The 17333-nt window shown below is 33.9% G+C and carries 17 protein-coding genes; 8 read left to right on the plus strand and 9 right to left on the minus strand.

Features of this window, described 5'->3' with window-relative positions; genetic code table 11:
- Positions 1-101: 101 nt before the first annotated feature.
- From GR162_RS15425 to GR162_RS15435, 3 genes are all read right to left on the minus strand, one after another.
- The gene (locus GR162_RS15425; RefSeq protein WP_008464813.1) at positions 102-1829 is read right to left on the minus strand and encodes a phospho-sugar mutase; all 1728 of its coding nucleotides are present in this window, start codon (positions 1827-1829) and stop codon (positions 102-104) included.
- 122 nt (positions 1830-1951) lie between these two features.
- A complete protein-coding gene (locus GR162_RS15430) occupies positions 1952-2908 on the minus strand; it encodes a glycosyltransferase family 2 protein (protein WP_066033699.1) in 957 nt (318 codons plus the stop codon).
- Positions 2909-2916: 8 nt separating this feature from the next.
- Positions 2917-3447 (minus strand): DUF4199 domain-containing protein, encoded by a 531-nt coding sequence (locus tag GR162_RS15435; protein ID WP_008464815.1) that lies wholly within the window; start codon positions 3445-3447, stop codon positions 2917-2919.
- 248 nt (positions 3448-3695) lie between these two features.
- Here GR162_RS15435 and GR162_RS15440 point away from each other — a divergent pair, with 248 nt between their 5' ends.
- Positions 3696-3950: a type B 50S ribosomal protein L31 gene (locus tag GR162_RS15440; protein WP_008464817.1), complete on the plus strand. Its 255-nt coding sequence runs from the start codon at positions 3696-3698 to the stop codon at positions 3948-3950.
- A 160-nt stretch (positions 3951-4110) separates the two neighbouring features.
- Positions 4111-5286: a GlmU family protein gene (locus GR162_RS15445; RefSeq protein ID WP_160782879.1), complete on the plus strand. Its 1176-nt coding sequence runs from the start codon at positions 4111-4113 to the stop codon at positions 5284-5286.
- 132 nt (positions 5287-5418) lie between these two features.
- Here GR162_RS15445 and GR162_RS15450 read toward each other — a convergent pair whose 3' ends face one another.
- Complete coding sequence (locus GR162_RS15450) at positions 5419-5862, minus strand: PepSY-like domain-containing protein (RefSeq protein ID WP_160782880.1); 444 nt, start codon at positions 5860-5862, stop codon at positions 5419-5421.
- Positions 5863-6140: 278 nt separating this feature from the next.
- Between GR162_RS15450 and GR162_RS15455 the strand changes: the two genes are divergently transcribed.
- The 3 genes from GR162_RS15455 to GR162_RS15465 all read left to right on the plus strand — a co-directional run bounded on the left by GR162_RS15455 (position 6141) and on the right by GR162_RS15465 (position 10616).
- The gene (locus GR162_RS15455) at positions 6141-7775 is read left to right on the plus strand and encodes an ABC-F family ATP-binding cassette domain-containing protein (RefSeq protein WP_066033702.1); all 1635 of its coding nucleotides are present in this window, start codon (positions 6141-6143) and stop codon (positions 7773-7775) included.
- A 244-nt stretch (positions 7776-8019) separates the two neighbouring features.
- Positions 8020-9165 (plus strand): porin, encoded by a 1146-nt coding sequence (locus GR162_RS15460; RefSeq protein ID WP_160782881.1) that lies wholly within the window; start codon positions 8020-8022, stop codon positions 9163-9165.
- Between the two features lie 20 nt (positions 9166-9185).
- On the plus strand, positions 9186-10616 hold the full coding sequence (locus tag GR162_RS15465) for an anion permease (protein ID WP_160782882.1): 1431 nt from the start codon (positions 9186-9188) through the stop codon (positions 10614-10616).
- On the opposite strand, the gene GR162_RS15470 is transcribed toward GR162_RS15465, so the two are convergent.
- Positions 10613-10915, minus strand: coding sequence for a GNAT family N-acetyltransferase (locus GR162_RS15470; protein ID WP_237421376.1), 303 nt, complete (start codon positions 10913-10915; stop codon positions 10613-10615). The genes GR162_RS15465 and GR162_RS15470 overlap by 4 nt on opposite strands.
- A 291-nt stretch (positions 10916-11206) precedes the next feature.
- Here GR162_RS15470 and GR162_RS15475 point away from each other — a divergent pair, with 291 nt between their 5' ends.
- Positions 11207-11863: a YqiA/YcfP family alpha/beta fold hydrolase gene (locus GR162_RS15475; protein ID WP_160782883.1), complete on the plus strand. Its 657-nt coding sequence runs from the start codon at positions 11207-11209 to the stop codon at positions 11861-11863.
- 257 nt (positions 11864-12120) lie between these two features.
- Here GR162_RS15475 and GR162_RS15480 read toward each other — a convergent pair whose 3' ends face one another.
- Positions 12121-12636: a hypothetical protein gene (locus GR162_RS15480; RefSeq protein ID WP_011921618.1), complete on the minus strand. Its 516-nt coding sequence runs from the start codon at positions 12634-12636 to the stop codon at positions 12121-12123.
- A 168-nt stretch (positions 12637-12804) separates the two neighbouring features.
- On the opposite strand from GR162_RS15480, the gene rpmH reads away from it, so the two are divergent.
- Together rpmH and carB are read left to right on the plus strand one after the other, a co-directional pair.
- The gene (gene rpmH, locus GR162_RS15485) at positions 12805-12966 is read left to right on the plus strand and encodes a 50S ribosomal protein L34 (RefSeq protein ID WP_008464848.1); all 162 of its coding nucleotides are present in this window, start codon (positions 12805-12807) and stop codon (positions 12964-12966) included.
- Positions 12967-13109: 143 nt separating this feature from the next.
- Positions 13110-15965 carry a carbamoyl-phosphate synthase large subunit gene (carB, locus tag GR162_RS15490; RefSeq protein WP_160782884.1) on the plus strand — a complete coding sequence of 952 codons (2856 nt, stop codon included), beginning with the start codon at positions 13110-13112 and terminating at the stop codon, positions 15963-15965.
- A 52-nt stretch (positions 15966-16017) separates the two neighbouring features.
- Here the strand turns inward: carB and GR162_RS22170 are convergent, their stop codons facing one another.
- From GR162_RS22170 to yiaA, 3 genes are all read right to left on the minus strand, one after another.
- Positions 16018-16164, minus strand: coding sequence for a hypothetical protein (locus GR162_RS22170; RefSeq protein WP_202393950.1), 147 nt, complete (start codon positions 16162-16164; stop codon positions 16018-16020).
- Positions 16151-16735: a zeta toxin family protein gene (locus GR162_RS15495; protein ID WP_160782885.1), complete on the minus strand. Its 585-nt coding sequence runs from the start codon at positions 16733-16735 to the stop codon at positions 16151-16153. The genes GR162_RS22170 and GR162_RS15495 overlap by 14 nt, the downstream gene beginning before the upstream one ends.
- 192 nt (positions 16736-16927) lie before the next feature.
- Positions 16928-17326: an inner membrane protein YiaA gene (yiaA, locus tag GR162_RS15500; RefSeq protein WP_066033705.1), complete on the minus strand. Its 399-nt coding sequence runs from the start codon at positions 17324-17326 to the stop codon at positions 16928-16930.
- Between the last annotated feature and the right edge of the window lie 7 nt (positions 17327-17333).

A 17333-nucleotide genomic window follows, 5' to 3' on the forward strand; every position in this document is an offset into this window, starting at 1 on the left:
GATTTGCATCTTTAAGAATGCAAATCAGAGTTTTAAATATTGGACTCCTTGTTTTTAAAGACTATTTGCAAATGGCAATATTTTCAAAAAAAAAGAATTATTTAATTCAACTGCATATCTGCTATAATGTTTTGAATCTTTTGATCTAAGAAACTTTCTGCTTCATCAAAATCAGAAACCGATTCGATTTCAGCATTCACACTAATGTAGAATTTAATTTTAGGTTCAGTTCCGCTTGGTCTTGCGCAAATTTTAGAGCCATCCTCAGTATAATAAATCAATACATTCGATTTCGGAATATCCATTGTTGATTCTGAACCGTCTAATAAATTTAAAGCGATAGACGATTGATAATCTTCAACCATAATAACTCTTTGTCCGTTAATTTCTTTCAAAGGATTTTCACGTAAATCGATCATCATTTGATTGATTTCCTGTAAGCCTTCCATTCCTTTTTTGGTTAAAGAAACTAAGAATTCTTTATAAAAACCATTTTCAACATAAAGCTGTAAAAGTTCTTTATAAACAGAGCTTCCCGCAGCTTTTGCCTGAGCGGCAACTTCGCATATCAATAAAGTAGCGGCAACTGCATCTTTATCTCTAACAGCATCGCCAACCATAAATCCGAAACTTTCTTCACCACCTCCGATAAATTCTAGTTCAGGAAAATCTTTGATCATTTTTGCGATCCACTTAAATCCAGTCAAGCCAACTTTACACTCAACGCCATAGCTTGTTGCCAATTCCATCATCATTGGAGTTGAAACGATTGTTGAGCCAACGAATTGTTTTCCGTTAAGTTTACCTGCTTTTTTCCATTGTTTCAGTAAGAAAGAAGTCATCAAAACCATCGTTTGGTTTCCGTTTAATAAAATCATTTTACCGTCATTGTTACGAACAGCAACTCCTAAACGGTCGCAGTCAGGATCTGTTCCCACTACAATGTCAGAATTTGTTTTATCTGCTAGAGCCAAAGCCATAGTTAAAGCTTCTGGTTCTTCTGGGTTTGGAGATTTTACCGTTGGGAAATCTCCATCTGGAATAGCTTGTTCCGGAACGATATGAACATTCTTATATCCAGCTTGCGATAAAACATCTGGAATTGATTTTATAGAAGTTCCGTGCAATGAAGTAAAAACAATATGAAGATTGTCTTTGGCTTCGGCAGGCGTATTAAAACTTGCGTTTTCGATAGATGATTTTATAAATGCTTTGTCTATTTCGGTATCAATGTACTGAATCAAACTTTCGTTTGCGTTAAATTTGATTTTGTCATAACCTAAGCTTTCAATCACATTTACAATTTCTTTGTCCTGAGGAGGAACAATTTGCCCTCCATCTTGCCAATATACTTTATATCCGTTGTACTCCGGTGGATTGTGAGAAGCTGTTAAAACAATTCCGCATTGGCATTTTAAATATTTAAGAGCAAAAGATAATTCTGGAGTTGGTCTCAAATCAGAAAACAAATAAACCTGAATTCCGTTTGCCGAGAAAACATCAGCTACCACTTTAGCCAACGTGTTGCTATTGTGACGACAATCGTAAGCAATAACTACTTTTAAAGGTTCGTTTGGAAAAACTTTATGCAGATAATCAGATAATCCTTGAGTATTTTTTCCAAGTGTGTATTTGTTGATTCTGTTATTTCCAATACCCATTACACCGCGCATTCCTCCAGTTCCAAACTCTAGGTTTTTGTAAAAACTCTCTTCAAGTTCTTTTGGTGAAGTGGTCATTAATTCCTTAACTGCAGCCTGAGTTTCTTGATCGAATGTTGGCGTCAGCCATTCGTTTACAGCATTTAATATATTTGGTGCTATATTCATTATATGATTTCGTTTTTATGTTTGTTTAAAAATAGTTTGTTATTGAGAGTTTAAGGTGCTTTATGAAATATTTTTATATCTTAATTAAACATAGATTTAAAAATATACCTTAAAAAAGTTTTTTAAAAATTAACCTCTCGTGCTACTTTATATCTTGCCTCGTTATTTTTTGTTCTTAAAATAATTTCGCCCAAGAATCCTGCTAAAAATAACTGAGTTCCTAAAATCATGGTAGTTAAAGCAATATAAAACCATGGATTGTTGGTAACTAAGCTATATTTCATTCCAGTATACATGTGATATAGTTTGGAAATTCCGATGTACCCAGCTGCTAAAAATCCGATAATAAACATTAAAGAACCTATTGCGCCAAATAAGTGCATGGGTCTTTTTCCGAATCTAGATAAAAACCAAATGGTAATCAAATCTAGGAATCCGTTTATAAAACGTTCCATTCCAAATTTAGTTTCACCATACTTTCTAGCTTGGTGAATTACCACTTTTTCGCCAATTTTTCCGAATCCGGCATTTTTAGCCAAAACAGGAATGTAGCGGTGCATTTCGCCAGAAACTTCAATGTTTTTTACCACAACATTTTTATAAGCTTTCAATCCGCAATTAAAATCATTCAGATCAACGCCAGAAGTTTTTCTAGCGGCCCAGTTGAATAATTTTGACGGAAGATTTTTTGCCACAACAGAATCGTAACGTTTCTTTTTCCAACCTGAAACCAAATCGTATTTCTGATTCACAATCATTTCGTACAATTCAGGAATTTCATCTGGACTATCTTGCAAGTCAGCATCCATTGTAATAATAACATCGCCTTTTGCTTTTGCAAAACCAGCATGTAAAGCCTGAGATTTTCCGAAGTTTTTCATGAAACGAATTCCTTTTACATTAGGATTTTCGTTAGAAAAACCTTCAATAATCTGCCAAGAATTATCTGTACTACCATCATCTACAAAAATGATTTCATAAGAGTAATTGTTAGACTGCATCACTTTAATGATCCAAGTGTAGAGTTCTTTAAGTGATTCCTCCTCGTTTAGAAGCGGTATAAGTATAGATAAATTCATTTATATTTTTATTCTTGTGTAGATTTGCTTTTAAAAAATGCTGCGAAAATTAATCCGAAAATTGCGCTTATAACCATAGCAAAAACAGATCCTTTTAATAATTCAAAAGTAGAATACGGATTGCTTTCTTTCATTTTAGCAACAGCTTCATTAATTGCTGAAGCTGGCGTGCCAAATTTCTGCATCATACCAATAGTATATTTGATCATAATTTCGCTCAAAGTGTCTTTTGCGCCTGGATCAATTACATTAAATAATACGATGTTGAAAGTTGTTGATATTAAAATACCAATTACTGCAGCTATAAAATAAGTAGTAAAAGCATCTTTAAAAGGAAAAACACCGTTTAAATCTTTCTTAGTTTTAGAAAGTAAAATGATACTAATTGTAAGGCTTATTACGATTCCTAGTATTCCCATCCACCAAGCTGTAAACAGATTTAAATCAATAGCATAGATTGTAGCTGTAACCAAAGCAGATGCAATTCCGATCATTACACCATACGTAACTCCATTCTTTTTTATAACTTCATTAATCATATTTCGATATGTTTAAAATTAATCCACAAATATAGTAATTCCCACTATAATCGGATATAAAAAAAGCTTTTCGAAATAAACTAAAAAAAAGTAAGCTAACTGTTTGTTTATTAAAAAAGAATTGTAAATTTGCACACTCAAAAATAATTAAATTTTTAAACAAAAAAGAGTATTATTTGTTTACACCTTTTTCTAACCATGAAAAAGCTTCAAAATAAAGGTGCTCCAAACAATAAATAAAAGAAAAGATGAAAAAAGGAATTCACCCAGAAAATTACAGATTAGTTGCATTTAAAGACATGTCGAATGATGAGGTTTTTATCACTAAATCTACTGCAGATACAAAAGAAACAATTGAAGTTGACGGAGTTGAGTATCCAGTTGTAAAAATGGAGATTTCTAGAACATCTCACCCTTTCTATACTGGTAAATCTAAACTTATCGATACTGCAGGACGTATTGATAAATTCAAAACTAAATATGCTAAACACGCTAAAAAATAATAGCTGTTTTAAATTATACAAAAGCCTTCCAATTCTGGGAGGCTTTTTTTATGCGTTAAATATTACTTTTCGTTAAAATGGTTTTTTAGTAAACCGGTAAAATATTCGTAACTTTGAAGCCAGGTAACCAAATCAAATTTTAACAAACACTCAATTATTTATGAACTACATTCTTTTCGACGGTCCCGTTCGGAATGCTTTATTACCCTTTACTTTTACACGGCCGGTAGCTGATATTTTGGTAGGAATTATGACGATTCGCCAGAAATGGGAAAAATATCTTGGTTCGACAATCACTACGATAACCGAAGAATATTTGTCTGAAAAATTTCCAATGGTTGAAATGGAGGAAAATGTAATGATCAACGCAGCGTATTTGCCAAATGATACTCTTGCGGAGATGGTTTCTAATTTGACAGAAAATCAGGCAATCTTTAAAGGTGAAGATGTAATTGCATTTTTTGCGAACGAAAATCAGGAAGAAGTCGATTTTGATTCTTACGAAATCATTCAGTACAATGAAGATTGTATCACCATTGAACATACTTGGGATATTTTTTCTAAAAATGACGCGGCGATTCGTCAGGATTTTAAATATCTGACAGAAGACCGCACTTCTCAGCCAATTCCTAAAAGTGTAAATGTAATTTCGCCAGAGAATATTTTTATTGAAGAAGGAGCAAAACTAGAGTTTGTAACTTTAAATGCATCGACTGGTCCTATATATATAGGTAAGAATACCGAAATTATGGAAGGAACCGTAATTCGAGGACCATTCGCTTTATGCGAAAATGCAATGGTAAAAATGTCGGCTAAGGTTTATGGAGCAACAACTGTTGGGCCTGGAAGCCGAATAGGAGGCGAGGTTAAAAACTCGGTTCTTTTTGCTAATTCAAATAAAGGGCATGAAGGATTTTTAGGAGATTCAGTTTTAGGAGAATGGTGCAATATCGGAGCAGATTCTAATAACTCGAACCTAAAGAACAATTATGAAGAAGTGAAATTATGGAGCTATGAAACAGAAGGTTTTGCTAAGACAGGACTTCAGTTTTGCGGTTTAATGATGGGAGATCACAGTAAATGCGGAATCAACACGATGTTTAATACAGGAACTGTGGTTGGGGTAAGCGCTAATATTTTCGGAAGCGGATTTCCTCGCAACTTTGTTCCAAGTTTTTCTTGGGGCGGTGCTGCCGGATTTACGACTTATTTAACTAAAAAAGCTTTTGAAACAGCAAGATTAGTGATGAGTAGAAGAAATATAGAATTTGATGCAACTGAAGCTGCAATTATGGAACATATTTTCGAGGAAACTAAAAAATGGAGAAAAGACTGATTTTAATGAGATAATTAGTCAATTAGATAATTTTTTGCAAACCCGACAGGTTTTAATAACCTGTCGGGTTTTGTTATTTTAGGGTTTTAGAGAATTTTCTAATTTTCTAATTGACACATTTTCTAATTTTACTTATTTGTCAATTTTAATAAAATCTCCTTTCATATTGAATTTTAATTCTAAACCGTTGGTAAGTTTTGTTTCATAACCAGAAGTCTCAATTTCTATTTTGGTTACATCTTCTTTAGGGAAATTAGCTTTTATATAAGAAGCAATTTTTTTCGGGATGATAGATTTTGGGACTTTGCCAGTTTTGGCGTCCACTTCTTTCCAATTTCCTTTCTTGTCAAATTCAATTTCAATTTTATTGTCAAACTGAACTTTGTATTCTGTAGAAAGAATTTCTTTGTCTTCTAGGATATAGCTCGGTTTTTTAGATCCAAAATGTGTTTTTAAGAATGTTTGGGCATTTGCTGGTAAAGCTTCTTTTTTAATTACGGTTTTTTGTGCATTTGCAGAAAAACCAAGCATCAGTCCTGCAATTACGTAAACAGCCAGTTTTAATTTCGTTCTCATATTTTGCTGATTTTTAAATTCTTATACAAGGTAAGATTTAAATTTTAAAAATAGAAACAAATCGATTTGGTTTGATTCTTTGCAATTTAGGCTTTGTTTAATTCTTTAAATTTTTGCATTATCAAATTGTCTCATTGGCAAATTATCTAATTATCACATTTTCAAAATTATCTAATTATCAAATTGGGACATTATCTAATTAAATCTATCTTTGCAGCACGAAAAAAATGGGTAGTCAAATAAACGATTAACCGATTAAACAAAATTCACAAACACAAATGATTACAGTTAACGATATTTCGGTTCAGTTTGGCGGAACTACACTTTTTAGCGACGTTTCTTTTGCTATTAATGAAAATGATAAAATTGCCCTTATGGGTAAAAATGGTGCGGGAAAATCGACACTTTTAAAGATAATTGCAGGTGTAAATAAACCTTCTACAGGAAATATTTCTGCTCCAAAAGAAGCTGTAATTGCCTATTTGCCTCAGCATTTGCTTACTGAAGATGGCGCAACTGTTATGGAAGAAGCGTCAAAAGCTTTCAGTGAGGTTTTTAAAATGAAAGCTGAAATCGACGATATCAATGAGCAATTGACCGTTCGTACCGATTATGAAAGTGACGAATACATGAAATTGATCGAAAGAGTTTCTGACTTAAGTGAGAAATTTTATGCTATCGAAGAAGTAAATTATGAAGCTGAAGTTGAAAAAGTATTATCAGGTCTTGGATTCGAACGCGAAGATTTTACACGTCAGACTTCTGAATTTTCTGGAGGATGGAGAATGCGTATCGAATTGGCTAAAATCCTTCTAAGAAAACCAGATTTGATTTTGCTGGATGAGCCTACCAACCACATGGATATTGAGAGCATTCAATGGTTAGAAGACTTCTTGTTGACTCAGGCAAAAGCAGTTGTGGTAATTTCGCACGATAGAGCATTCGTAGATAATATCACCAACAGAACTATCGAAGTTACAATGGGAAGAATTTACGATTACAAAGCAAAATATTCTCATTACTTAGAATTAAGAAAAGATCGTAGAATTCACCAGCAGAAAGCTTACGATGAGCAGCAAAAAATGATTGCTGAAAATCGTGCTTTTATTGAGCGTTTTAAAGGAACGTTTTCTAAAACAGATGCTGTTCAGTCTCGTGTAAAAATGTTGGAAAAATTAGAAATCGTTCAGGTTGATGAAGTAGATACTTCGGCATTGCGATTAAAATTCCCGCCAGCACCACGTTCAGGACAATATCCAGTTATTGTAAAGGAAATGTCTAAATCGTATGGAGATCATGTTGTTTTTAAAGATGCCAATATTGTTATCGAACGCGGACAGAAAGTGGCTTTTGTTGGAAAAAACGGTGAAGGTAAATCGACAATGATTAAAGCGATCATGAAGGAAATCGGCGTTGATTCTGGAAGTGTTGAAATCGGACATAATGCGCAAATTGGATATTTTGCACAAAACCAAGCTTCTCTGTTGGATGAAAATGCAACTATTTTTGAAACCATAGATAATATTGCTGTTGGAGATATTAGAACACAGATTAAAAATATTTTAGGAGCTTTCATGTTTCAAGGTGATGATATCACTAAAAAAGTTAAAGTACTTTCTGGAGGAGAAAAAACGCGTTTGGCAATGATTAAATTATTGTTGGAGCCAGTAAACTTATTAATTCTAGATGAGCCTTCAAACCACCTTGATATGAAAACCAAAGATATTATTAAAGATGCTTTGCGTGATTTTGACGGAACTTTGATCCTAGTTTCTCACGATCGTGATTTCCTTGACGGATTGGCAACTAAGGTTTTTGAATTTGGAAATAAACGAGTAAAAGAACATTTTGAAGATGTGGCAGGTTTCTTAGCACATAAGAAAATGGATTCTATGAGAGAGATCGAGAAATAATATTTTCATTATAACTTCAAAAAGGGCATAAGTTTTAATCTTATGCCTTTTTTTGTTTTTATAACAGTATTTTAATGCAATTTTTTTTACATAAAATATCTTTTTTTGTTATTTTAGTACTTCCATTTTCCTGTTGACTATATGCAGTTAACTTTTGAACTCAAAAATAAAGAGCTGATTTTTAAATCGCTATACAAGCATTAATGTTTCAATTTATTTTAAGCCTATGAGTAAAAGTCTATTAATGCCAATTTTTTTTCTTTTTTTTATTACGCCAACTTTTTTACATGCCCAAGGCGATTTGAATCAAGGAGCTGATAAAACCGATCAAAAAGAGAATGGCGAAGTAAAATATCCGCAGTTTAAATTAAAAGGACTCATTCAGGCGAGATATTTAGAAAGTTTTGGGGATAATGTAGATGTTTTGGGAACTCATCATTCGACAGGAGATGCAGTTCAAAGTTCTTTCGATATCAAAAGAATGCGTGTAGGCTTGAATACCAAATTGAGCGAAAATACAGAAATTGTAATTCTGGTCAATTTAGCCGATTTTAAATCAGATCCAAAAGGTAAAGTTCTTGAAAATGCTTACGGGAAATATGCTTTTAATAAATATATAGCTTTAACAGGAGGTCAGTTTCGTCCAGCTTTTGGTATTGAAGAGCTTGTTCCGGTGGATATTATTAAGTCTTTTGACTTTTCGAACCAGTATTATGAATTCGGAAAAAACGGATGGACAAGTTTCCAGATTGGAGCATCGGCAACGGGAGCTTTTGATGTTGGGAAAATTCCAATCAATTATGCGGTTTCGGTTTTAAATGGAAACGGCAAAAATCAGGAAATGGATAAAGACAACGGAAAGCAATTTTCTTCGAGATGGGTTTTAGGATTGTCAAAAGACCATAAAATTAATTTAGGTTTAAACGGAGGTTTCGGAAAGGTTTTTAAAGAAGATGTATTTGCGCTAGGAGCAGATATTACAGGCGATTTTAAACTAACCGATAAACTTAGTTTTGATCTGCAGGTCGAATATAAACAGGGAACAAACCATAATTTATATTATTCCTTGCCAGTTGAAAGCCGAACAGACAATGTTGCCGATTATCAAATGCGAGGAATTTATTTCTTGCCGAACTTTAGATATACCGTAAATTATCAAAAACTCACAGCGCTTGAATTATCGTGTCGTTACGAAACTTTCGACCCTAGTTATAAAATCAATTCAAACGTGCGGACTACTTACACGCCAATGATAAGTTTAGAATTCGGAAAATCATATACAGGCCGTATAGAGATGGGGTTTGAAATCGACAGGTTCGACAAAAGCATTCCAGATACGACAACCTATGACAATAATTTATTTTTAATTCAATTGCAGCTCAGGATTTAATTCACTTAATTTTTGTTTTTATGAAAGAAGTAAAAATTCCACAGACCCTAATTACGCTGGCAGTTTTAGTTGCCATTTGGTTTATTCCAGCTCCAGAGGGCGTTGTGTCAGAAGCATGGCATTTATTTGCCATTTTCGTAGCTACCATTTTAGGAATCATCTTAAAAGCAGCTCCTATGGGCACAATGTGTATGATTGCGATTGCGCTCACGGCAATGTCTCAGGTATTGGCCCCAGGAGATCCTGGAAAATCGATCACATTAGCATTAAAAGGATTTGGCGATAAAGTAATTTGGCTGATCGGAATTTCGTTTTTCATCGCGAGAGGATTTATAAAAACAGGTTTAGGAAATAGAATTGCTTTCCTATTCATAAAAATATTCGGAAAAAGTTCTTTAGGGCTAGCTTATGGTTTAGGATTGGCAGATTTGGTTTTGGCGCCAGCCGTTCCAAGTAATACCGCTAGAGGAGGGGGAATTGTTTATCCGATAATGAAATCAATGTCGATGAGTTTTGGCTCAATGCCAGACAAACCCGAAACGCATAGAAAATTAGGTGCTTATTTGACTTTGAATAGTTATAACATGAATTTGATTGCTTCTTCTATGTTTTTAACAGGGACGGCTAGTAATCCCATGTGTCAGAAGTTTGCGCTTAATTTGGGAATAAAAATAAGTTGGATGTCTTGGGCTGCTGCAGCGATTGTTCCTGGTTTATGTGCTTTTCTTGTAATTCCGTTTGTGTTGTATAAAATTTATCCTCCAGAATTAAAAAAAACTGGTGATGCTCCGCAGATTGCTACGCAGAAATTAAAAGAAATGGGCGCCATTACAAGAGATGAATGGATGATGCTGCTAACATTTTTCATTCTGCTTTTTCTTTGGATGACAGGAGATTTGTTCTCTATCGATGCAACAACAACCGCCTTTATCGGATTGGTGATTTTGCTTTTAACTTCAGTTTTGACTTGGGATGATGTAAAAGCCGAAAAAGGAGCTTGGGATACCATTGTTTGGTTCTCTGTTTTGGTGATGATGGCCAGTTCGCTTAATGAATTAGGTTTTATTGCATGGTTTAGTGATCTCGTAAAAGCAGAAATTGGCGGATTAAGCTGGCAAATGGCTTTTCCGATAATTGTTTTGGTGTATTTCTTTAGCCATTATCTTTTTGCAAGTGCAACCGCACACGTTGCGGCAATGTATGCGGCTTTACTTGGTGTTGGTGTTTCGCTTGGAATTCCGGGATTATTGCTAGCTTTTATGCTTGGCTTTGTCGGATCTCTTTACGGAACTTTAACGCACTATGGTCATGGTCCGGCACCCGTATTTTTCGGGAGCGGTTACGTTGACCTAAAGAGCTGGTGGGTTAAAGGACTTATAACCGGTTTGGTTATGCTCTTGATTTATATGGTAATTGGAGGATTATGGCTCCGAGTAATTGGATATTTTTAGATTCTAATTCCAGGAGGAAGTAGTTCTTTATATCTTGGATTTTTTTTGAAAAAAGAAACAATTTTTGGATGAATAGGAACTACTCTGTAATTTTTTTCAGCACTTAAATCTAATATATTTTTAAGTAAAGTGTTGATTGTTTCTTCGTTCTCGTATGAATCAGGTTTGTTGATTTTAGTTAAGAAGATTTTTTTTTCTTGAAATTGATACTCAACTGCTAACATACCTTCAGGGATGACAGTTTCGAATTGGCGTGCAAAAGTGTTGTCTTTGATTTCCATAGTTACAGAAGTTTCCATAGTAATTTCTTGTTAGGTTATTGGTAAATAGTGAATTTGGGACTCGAAATTTTATTGAAAGAAAATTCTTTATAAGTTTTGATTTCAAAAAATATTTCGAAATGCAAAGGTAATCATTTGATTTTCAATATTAAATTATTTTTTGCGGCTATAAACTTTAAGTAATTGTTTCGAAGCTCAATTTTTTTTAAATCGTTTTAAAATAGGTCTGAAATTTGATTGTCATGATATTAAAAAAAGTAACTTTATTCTTTAGAATAAATATCTTAATGGTAATTTCATTTTAATGTTATGAGTAAAATTCCAGTTTATTTTATGCCCGGTCTGGCAGCGAGTTCGTCTATTTTTGAAAGAATAAAATTGGATGAAGATATTTTTGAAACGCATCTTCTCGAGTGGGAAATTCCAAATCCAAAAGAATCTTTATCAGATTATGCGCTTCGAATAAGTAAAAATATTAAAGAAGAAAATCCGGTTTTAATCGGAGTTTCTTTCGGCGGAATCTTAGTGCAGGAAATCTCAAAGCATATTAAAGCGCGAAAAGTCATTATTATATCAAGCGTAAGAAGCAATCATGAATTTCCTAGACGGATGAAAATAGGAAAGCGAACAAAAGCTTATAAGCTAATCCCCATGCAGTTGATTCTCAATATTGAGAAATTGGCTAAGTTTTCTTTTGGCGAAAAAGTCAATAAAAGAATAAAATTATATGAGAAGTTTTTATCTGTGCGCGATTTAGGTTATCTGCAATGGGCTGTAGAAAGTGTAATTCTTTGGGATCGCGATCAAATTGATGAAAATGTGGTTCATATTCACGGAGATCAAGACGAAGTTTTTCCGATTAAGTATATCAATAAATGCATTTTAGTTAAAGGAGGAACTCATATTATGATTCTCAATAAGTATAAATGGCTAAATGAGAATTTGCCTTCGATAATACTGGAGTAAAACTTCAATTTTAAAATTCCAAATTACAAATCTTTATGCATGCAATTTTGTCATCCTGAGGAACGAAGGATCACACTCGTAGCTCGATAAAGATTGGCGATATCCTGTGTGGAATTTCTAGTGTGATCCTTCGTTCCTCAGGATGACAAACTATGCGTAAAATAGCAGTTAAGAAAAATCTAAACTCAACAATCTAAAATAAAAAATCCCAAACTCTTTTGGAATTTAGGATTTCAATATTGGAATTTAAAGAAAATTTAAATTTTCTTCATTTGTTCTTTCATCATAGAGATTTGCTCTTTCAGCATTCCTTGTTTGTCTAATTTTTTAGCTTCATTTAATAAATTAGTCGCTTCCAACTTTCTTCTGCGTGACATGGCAACTCCTGCAAGGTTTAATTTAGCTACAGCCAAATCCATATCCATTGATAGTCCAAGTTCGATTGCTTTTTTGAAGTGTTTCTCTGCTTGGTTGATATTGGTTTGAGACAGCATGATACCTTGCAAATAGTTTAAGTATCCTTGTTGTTTTCTTACTAATGCTCCTTCAGGGTTTTTGATATATGATAACCATTTATTAGCCCCTTCAAAGTCTTGTTTTCTTAATTTAAGGAAGGCTAAAAGGATAAATTCGTTTTTGAAATAAAGAAAAATCGGAATTGCAGTCAATAAGATAAGGAATATTCCGTTCCCGATATTACTTTCTGTAAATTGCCAAATGCCCGCCACTACAAGAAGTCCGGCCAAAATAAGTTTAATATTCTTGTGAAACATAATTAATGTAAATTTGTGATTGCAAAGATAGTAAAAGGAATTAAAAATATTTTTATAAAAGTACTTGCTAGAAAAAAAAGTCTTTGTATATTTGCACTCGGTTTTTGAATAACGATATCAAAAACAAATTAATAAGTTAATAGATACCATTTTTAAAGATACAAAGCAATGAGCAAAAGAACATTTCAACCATCGAAAAGAAAAAGAAGAAATAAGCACGGATTTATGGACAGAATGGCTTCTGCGAATGGAAGAAAAGTTCTAGCGCGTAGAAGAGCAAAAGGAAGACATAAATTAACTGTTTCTAGCGAGCCTAGACACAAAAAATAATGTTTGTATAAACATACATAAGGCGATTACTTTTTTAGTATCGCCTTTTTTTATACCTTTTCGGTACAAATTTTTTCAACTTTCTAGTTTATAACGCACTAGAGAGGTTTTTAAATCGTAAATAACTACACAATACATACAAAATGCCTAAAGACACATCAATAAAATCAGTTTTAATAATAGGTTCAGGACCTATTGTTATTGGCCAAGCTTGCGAATTCGATTATGCGGGATCTCAATCTGCACGTTCGATTCGTGAAGAAGGAATTGAGGTTATCTTGATTAACTCGAATCCAGCGACAATTATGACCGACCCATCTATGGCTGATCATATTTATTTGAAACCTTTAACGACAAAATCGATTATTGAGATTCTTAAGGAACATCCGCAAATTGATGCAGTTCTTCCAACAATGGGAGGACAAACTGCTTTGAACTTGTGTTTGGAGGCTGAAGAAAAAGGAATCTGGCAGGATTTCGGAGTAAGATTAATCGGTGTTGATGTAAACGCAATTAATATTACTGAAGACAGAGAGCAGTTTAAACAGCTTTTAGAAAAAATCAATGTACCAACAGCGCCAGCAAAAACAGCTACATCTTACTTAGAAGGAAAAGAAATTGCTCAGGAGTTTGGTTTCCCGCTTGTAATCCGTCCTTCGTTCACACTTGGAGGAACAGGAGCAGCTGTGGTGTACAAAAAAGAAGATTTTGATGAGCTTTTAACTCGCGGACTTGAAGCTTCTCCAATCCACGAAGTTTTGATCGACAAAGCTTTAATGGGATGGAAAGAGTACGAGCTAGAGCTTTTAAGAGATAAAAATGACAACGTTGTAATTATCTGTTCTATCGAAAACATGGACCCAATGGGAATCCACACTGGAGATTCGATTACAGTAGCGCCAGCGATGACTTTATCGGATACCACTTTCCAAAAATTACGTGACTACGCTATCTTAATGATGAGAAGTATCGGAAATTTTGCGGGAGGATGTAATGTACAATTCGCAGTTTCGCCAGACGAAAAAGAAGATATCGTAGCGATTGAAATCAACCCTCGTGTATCTCGTTCTTCTGCTTTAGCATCAAAAGCAACTGGATATCCAATTGCCAAAATCGCTTCTAAACTAGCTTTAGGATACAACTTAGATGAATTGCAAAACCAAATTACAAAATCTACTTCGGCTCTTTTCGAACCAACTTTAGATTATGTAATCGTAAAAATACCACGTTGGAACTTTGATAAATTTGAAGGTTCAGACAGAACTTTAGGTCTTCAGATGAAATCTGTAGGTGAGGTTATGGGAATCGGACGTTCTTTCCAAGAAGCGCTTCACAAAGCAACTCAATCTCTAGAAATTAAGAGAAACGGTTTAGGTGCTGACGGAAAAGGATATAAAAATTACGAACAAATTATCGAGAAACTAACTTATGCAAGCTGGGATCGTGTATTCGTAATTTATGATGCAATCGCAATGGGAATTCCGTTGAGCACAATCCACGAAATTACAAGAATCGATATGTGGTTCTTGAAACAATACGAAGAGCTTTATACTTTAGAAAAAGAAATCTCAAACTACAAAGTTTCGAATCTTCCAAAAGAATTATTGCTTGAAGCGAAACAAAAAGGTTTTGCAGACAGACAATTAGCGCACATGATGAGTTGTCTCGAAAGTGAAGTGCATACTTTACGTATGGAACAGAAAATCAACCGTGTGTTTAAATTGGTTGATACTTGCGCGGCTGAGTTTAAAGCGCAGACGCCTTATTACTACTCAACTTTTGAGGCAGAAATCGAAAAACCAAATGGTGAGCGTTTTGTTGATAACGAAAGCATCGTAACAGATAGAAAGAAAGTGATCGTTTTAGGTTCTGGACCAAACAGAATTGGACAAGGAATTGAATTTGATTACTCTTGTGTACACGGAGTTTTAGCGGCTAAAGAATGCGGTTACGAAACGATCATGATTAACTGTAATCCTGAAACAGTTTCTACAGACTTTGATACGGCTGATAAGTTATACTTCGAGCCAGTTTTCTGGGAGCACATTTATGACATTATCCAGCACGAAAAACCAGAAGGTGTGATCGTTCAGCTTGGAGGTCAGACAGCTCTTAAATTGGCTGACAAACTTTCTAAATATGGTGTAAAAATCATCGGAACTAGTTTTGATGCACTTGACTTGGCAGAAGATAGAGGACGTTTCTCAGACTTATTGACTGAGTTAAACATTCCTTTCCCAAGATTCGGAATCGCTGAAACGGCTGATGAAGCTTCGAAATTAGCTGATACTTTAGATTTCCCACTTTTAATCCGTCCTTCTTATGTATTAGGAGGTCAGGGAATGAAGATTGTAATCAACAAAAAAGAGCTTGAAGAGCACGTAATTGATTTGCTGAAAGCAATTCCAGGAAACAAATTGCTTTTAGATCATTATTTAGCTGGAGCAATCGAAGCTGAAGCTGATGCCATCTGCGATGCTGATGGAAATGTGTACATCATCGGAATTATGGAGCACATTGAGCCTTGCGGTGTTCACTCTGGAGATAGTAACGCAACATTGCCTCCTTTCAACTTAGGAGAATTCGTAATGCAGCAAATTAAAGATCACACACATAAAATTGCTAGAGCTTTAAAAACAGTTGGATTAATCAACATCCAGTTTGCGATTAAAGACGATACAGTTTATATTATCGAGGCAAACCCAAGAGCTTCAAGAACAGTTCCGTTCATTGCAAAAGCTTATGGAGAGCCTTACGTAAATTACGCTACTAAAGTAATGTTAGGCCACAATAAAGTAACTGATTTTGATTTCAACCCACAATTAAACGGTTTTGCAATCAAACAACCTGTTTTCTCTTTCAGCAAATTCCCGAACGTTAACAAAGCGCTAGGACCAGAAATGAAGTCAACAGGAGAAAGTATCTTGTTTATTGATGACTTAAAAGACGACCAATTCTACGAATTGTACTCTAGAAGAAAAATGTATTTGAGTAAATAATCTCAGGTTCTATTATAAAAGAAAAGCTCCAATGAAAATTGGAGCTTTTTTATTAGGGTTTGATTTTTACTATTTTATTGTCTTTAATGATGACTAATTCACTATTAGATTTTTTTTTGAATTCGATCAGCTTTTCGTAAACTTTGTTCATTCCATCGACTATTTTTTGCTGATTTACAGATCTTTTATATTCTTTCATTCCAATATTTTTTTAAATTATAGAATTTAGTTTCATTTAAAATTTTCATTTCAGTTTCAAAAGACTTTTCTGCTATTAATTCAGGTATTCCAAATGAATTATCAAAAATAAGTACTTCGTCAACAATTTCGAGATAAATTTCGAAGAGATTTTTAATTCCGTTTACGTATCTACGTTTTATAACATCTATTTCAATGTTATGTCCTCCTTCAAGAACTCTAGTTTTAACTCTTTCAATTGCTAAATCAACTGTTTCTAGCCAAAAAAATAAAAGAGTAGTATTGTATTTTTCTTTTTTTGCTTGAATAATTTTAGATTTATAGCTTTTAGTTGCTAATGTGGTTTCAAAAGCAAAGGTTATATTTCCGTCCAAGAGTTCATTAATTCGATTAAGCATTATTCTTCCTGCTTCAAAAGATACTTTTTCAGGCTGAAAAGGAGATAGTCCTTTTGCTATTTCATCAGCATTTACAAATTCTTTACAATTTAAAATTTCTGGCAAAATGGTAAAGGAAGCAGTTGTTTTCCCCGCTCCATTGCATCCTGAAATAATATAAAGATTTTTGCTCATTAATACAAAGGTAAGAAATACCTATTATAATTATCAATTTTTATTTGCCCGCTCAAATGACGACCAATTCTTCGAATTGTACTCTAGAAGAAAAATGTATTTGAGTAAATAATTAAATAATCTCAGGTTCTATTATAAAAGAAAAGCTCCAATGAAAATTGGAGCTTTTTATTTCTGAAATTGTTTGAAACTTTATTCGCCTTGATTAAAGTTCATATTATCTCTAGTGTTTTTTTGAACTGAAATAGCACCAAACAATGCCAATAGAAAAGCAAAAGCATAGAATCCTTTTTCGCTTGGAAGAATCGTTGCATTCCAAAGTCCAACAACTAAAAGAACGATTGATAATAATGTTCCAAACCAGCAGATTCCGTAGTAAATATCAGTAACAGGAAGTTTTTCTAATCGGTCTCTTACGCTTTTTTGCAGCGAAACAACAGCAAAAAGTCCGAACATTAGAACGGTGAAATAATATCCTTTTTCGTTTAAAAGCATTTCGGCTCTGGCAAGTCCAACAATAAAACCGATTGTCCCGGCTCCAAGTGCAACCCAAGATGCAGCGATAAAGGCATTTGATGTTTTTTGTATCATAATTTAT

Source organism: Flavobacterium sp. HBTb2-11-1, assembly GCF_009826975.1.
GTDB lineage: Bacteria > Bacteroidota > Bacteroidia > Flavobacteriales > Flavobacteriaceae > Flavobacterium.

Coding starts and splice junctions, on each gene's coding strand:
- rpmH (WP_008464848.1), top strand. CDS start 12,805: ATGAGCAAAAGAACATTTCAACCATCGAAAAGAAAAAGAAGAAATAAG.
- yiaA (WP_066033705.1), bottom strand. CDS start 17,326: ATGATACAAAAAACATCAAATGCCTTTATCGCTGCATCTTGGGTTGCA.
- GR162_RS15455 (WP_066033702.1), top strand. CDS start 6,141: ATGATTACAGTTAACGATATTTCGGTTCAGTTTGGCGGAACTACACTT.
- GR162_RS15425 (WP_008464813.1), bottom strand. CDS start 1,829: ATGAATATAGCACCAAATATATTAAATGCTGTAAACGAATGGCTGACG.
- GR162_RS15435 (WP_008464815.1), bottom strand. CDS start 3,447: ATGATTAATGAAGTTATAAAAAAGAATGGAGTTACGTATGGTGTAATG.
- GR162_RS15450 (WP_160782880.1), bottom strand. CDS start 5,862: ATGAGAACGAAATTAAAACTGGCTGTTTACGTAATTGCAGGACTGATG.
- GR162_RS15460 (WP_160782881.1), top strand. CDS start 8,020: ATGCCAATTTTTTTTCTTTTTTTTATTACGCCAACTTTTTTACATGCC.
- GR162_RS15480 (WP_011921618.1), bottom strand. CDS start 12,636: ATGTTTCACAAGAATATTAAACTTATTTTGGCCGGACTTCTTGTAGTG.
- GR162_RS15440 (WP_008464817.1), top strand. CDS start 3,696: ATGAAAAAAGGAATTCACCCAGAAAATTACAGATTAGTTGCATTTAAA.
- carB (WP_160782884.1), top strand. CDS start 13,110: ATGCCTAAAGACACATCAATAAAATCAGTTTTAATAATAGGTTCAGGA.
- GR162_RS15475 (WP_160782883.1), top strand. CDS start 11,207: ATGAGTAAAATTCCAGTTTATTTTATGCCCGGTCTGGCAGCGAGTTCG.
- GR162_RS15495 (WP_160782885.1), bottom strand. CDS start 16,735: ATGAGCAAAAATCTTTATATTATTTCAGGATGCAATGGAGCGGGGAAA.
- GR162_RS22170 (WP_202393950.1), bottom strand. CDS start 16,164: ATGAAAGAATATAAAAGATCTGTAAATCAGCAAAAAATAGTCGATGGA.
- GR162_RS15445 (WP_160782879.1), top strand. CDS start 4,111: ATGAACTACATTCTTTTCGACGGTCCCGTTCGGAATGCTTTATTACCC.
- GR162_RS15430 (WP_066033699.1), bottom strand. CDS start 2,908: ATGAATTTATCTATACTTATACCGCTTCTAAACGAGGAGGAATCACTT.
- GR162_RS15470 (WP_237421376.1), bottom strand. CDS start 10,915: ATGGAAACTTCTGTAACTATGGAAATCAAAGACAACACTTTTGCACGC.
- GR162_RS15465 (WP_160782882.1), top strand. CDS start 9,186: ATGAAAGAAGTAAAAATTCCACAGACCCTAATTACGCTGGCAGTTTTA.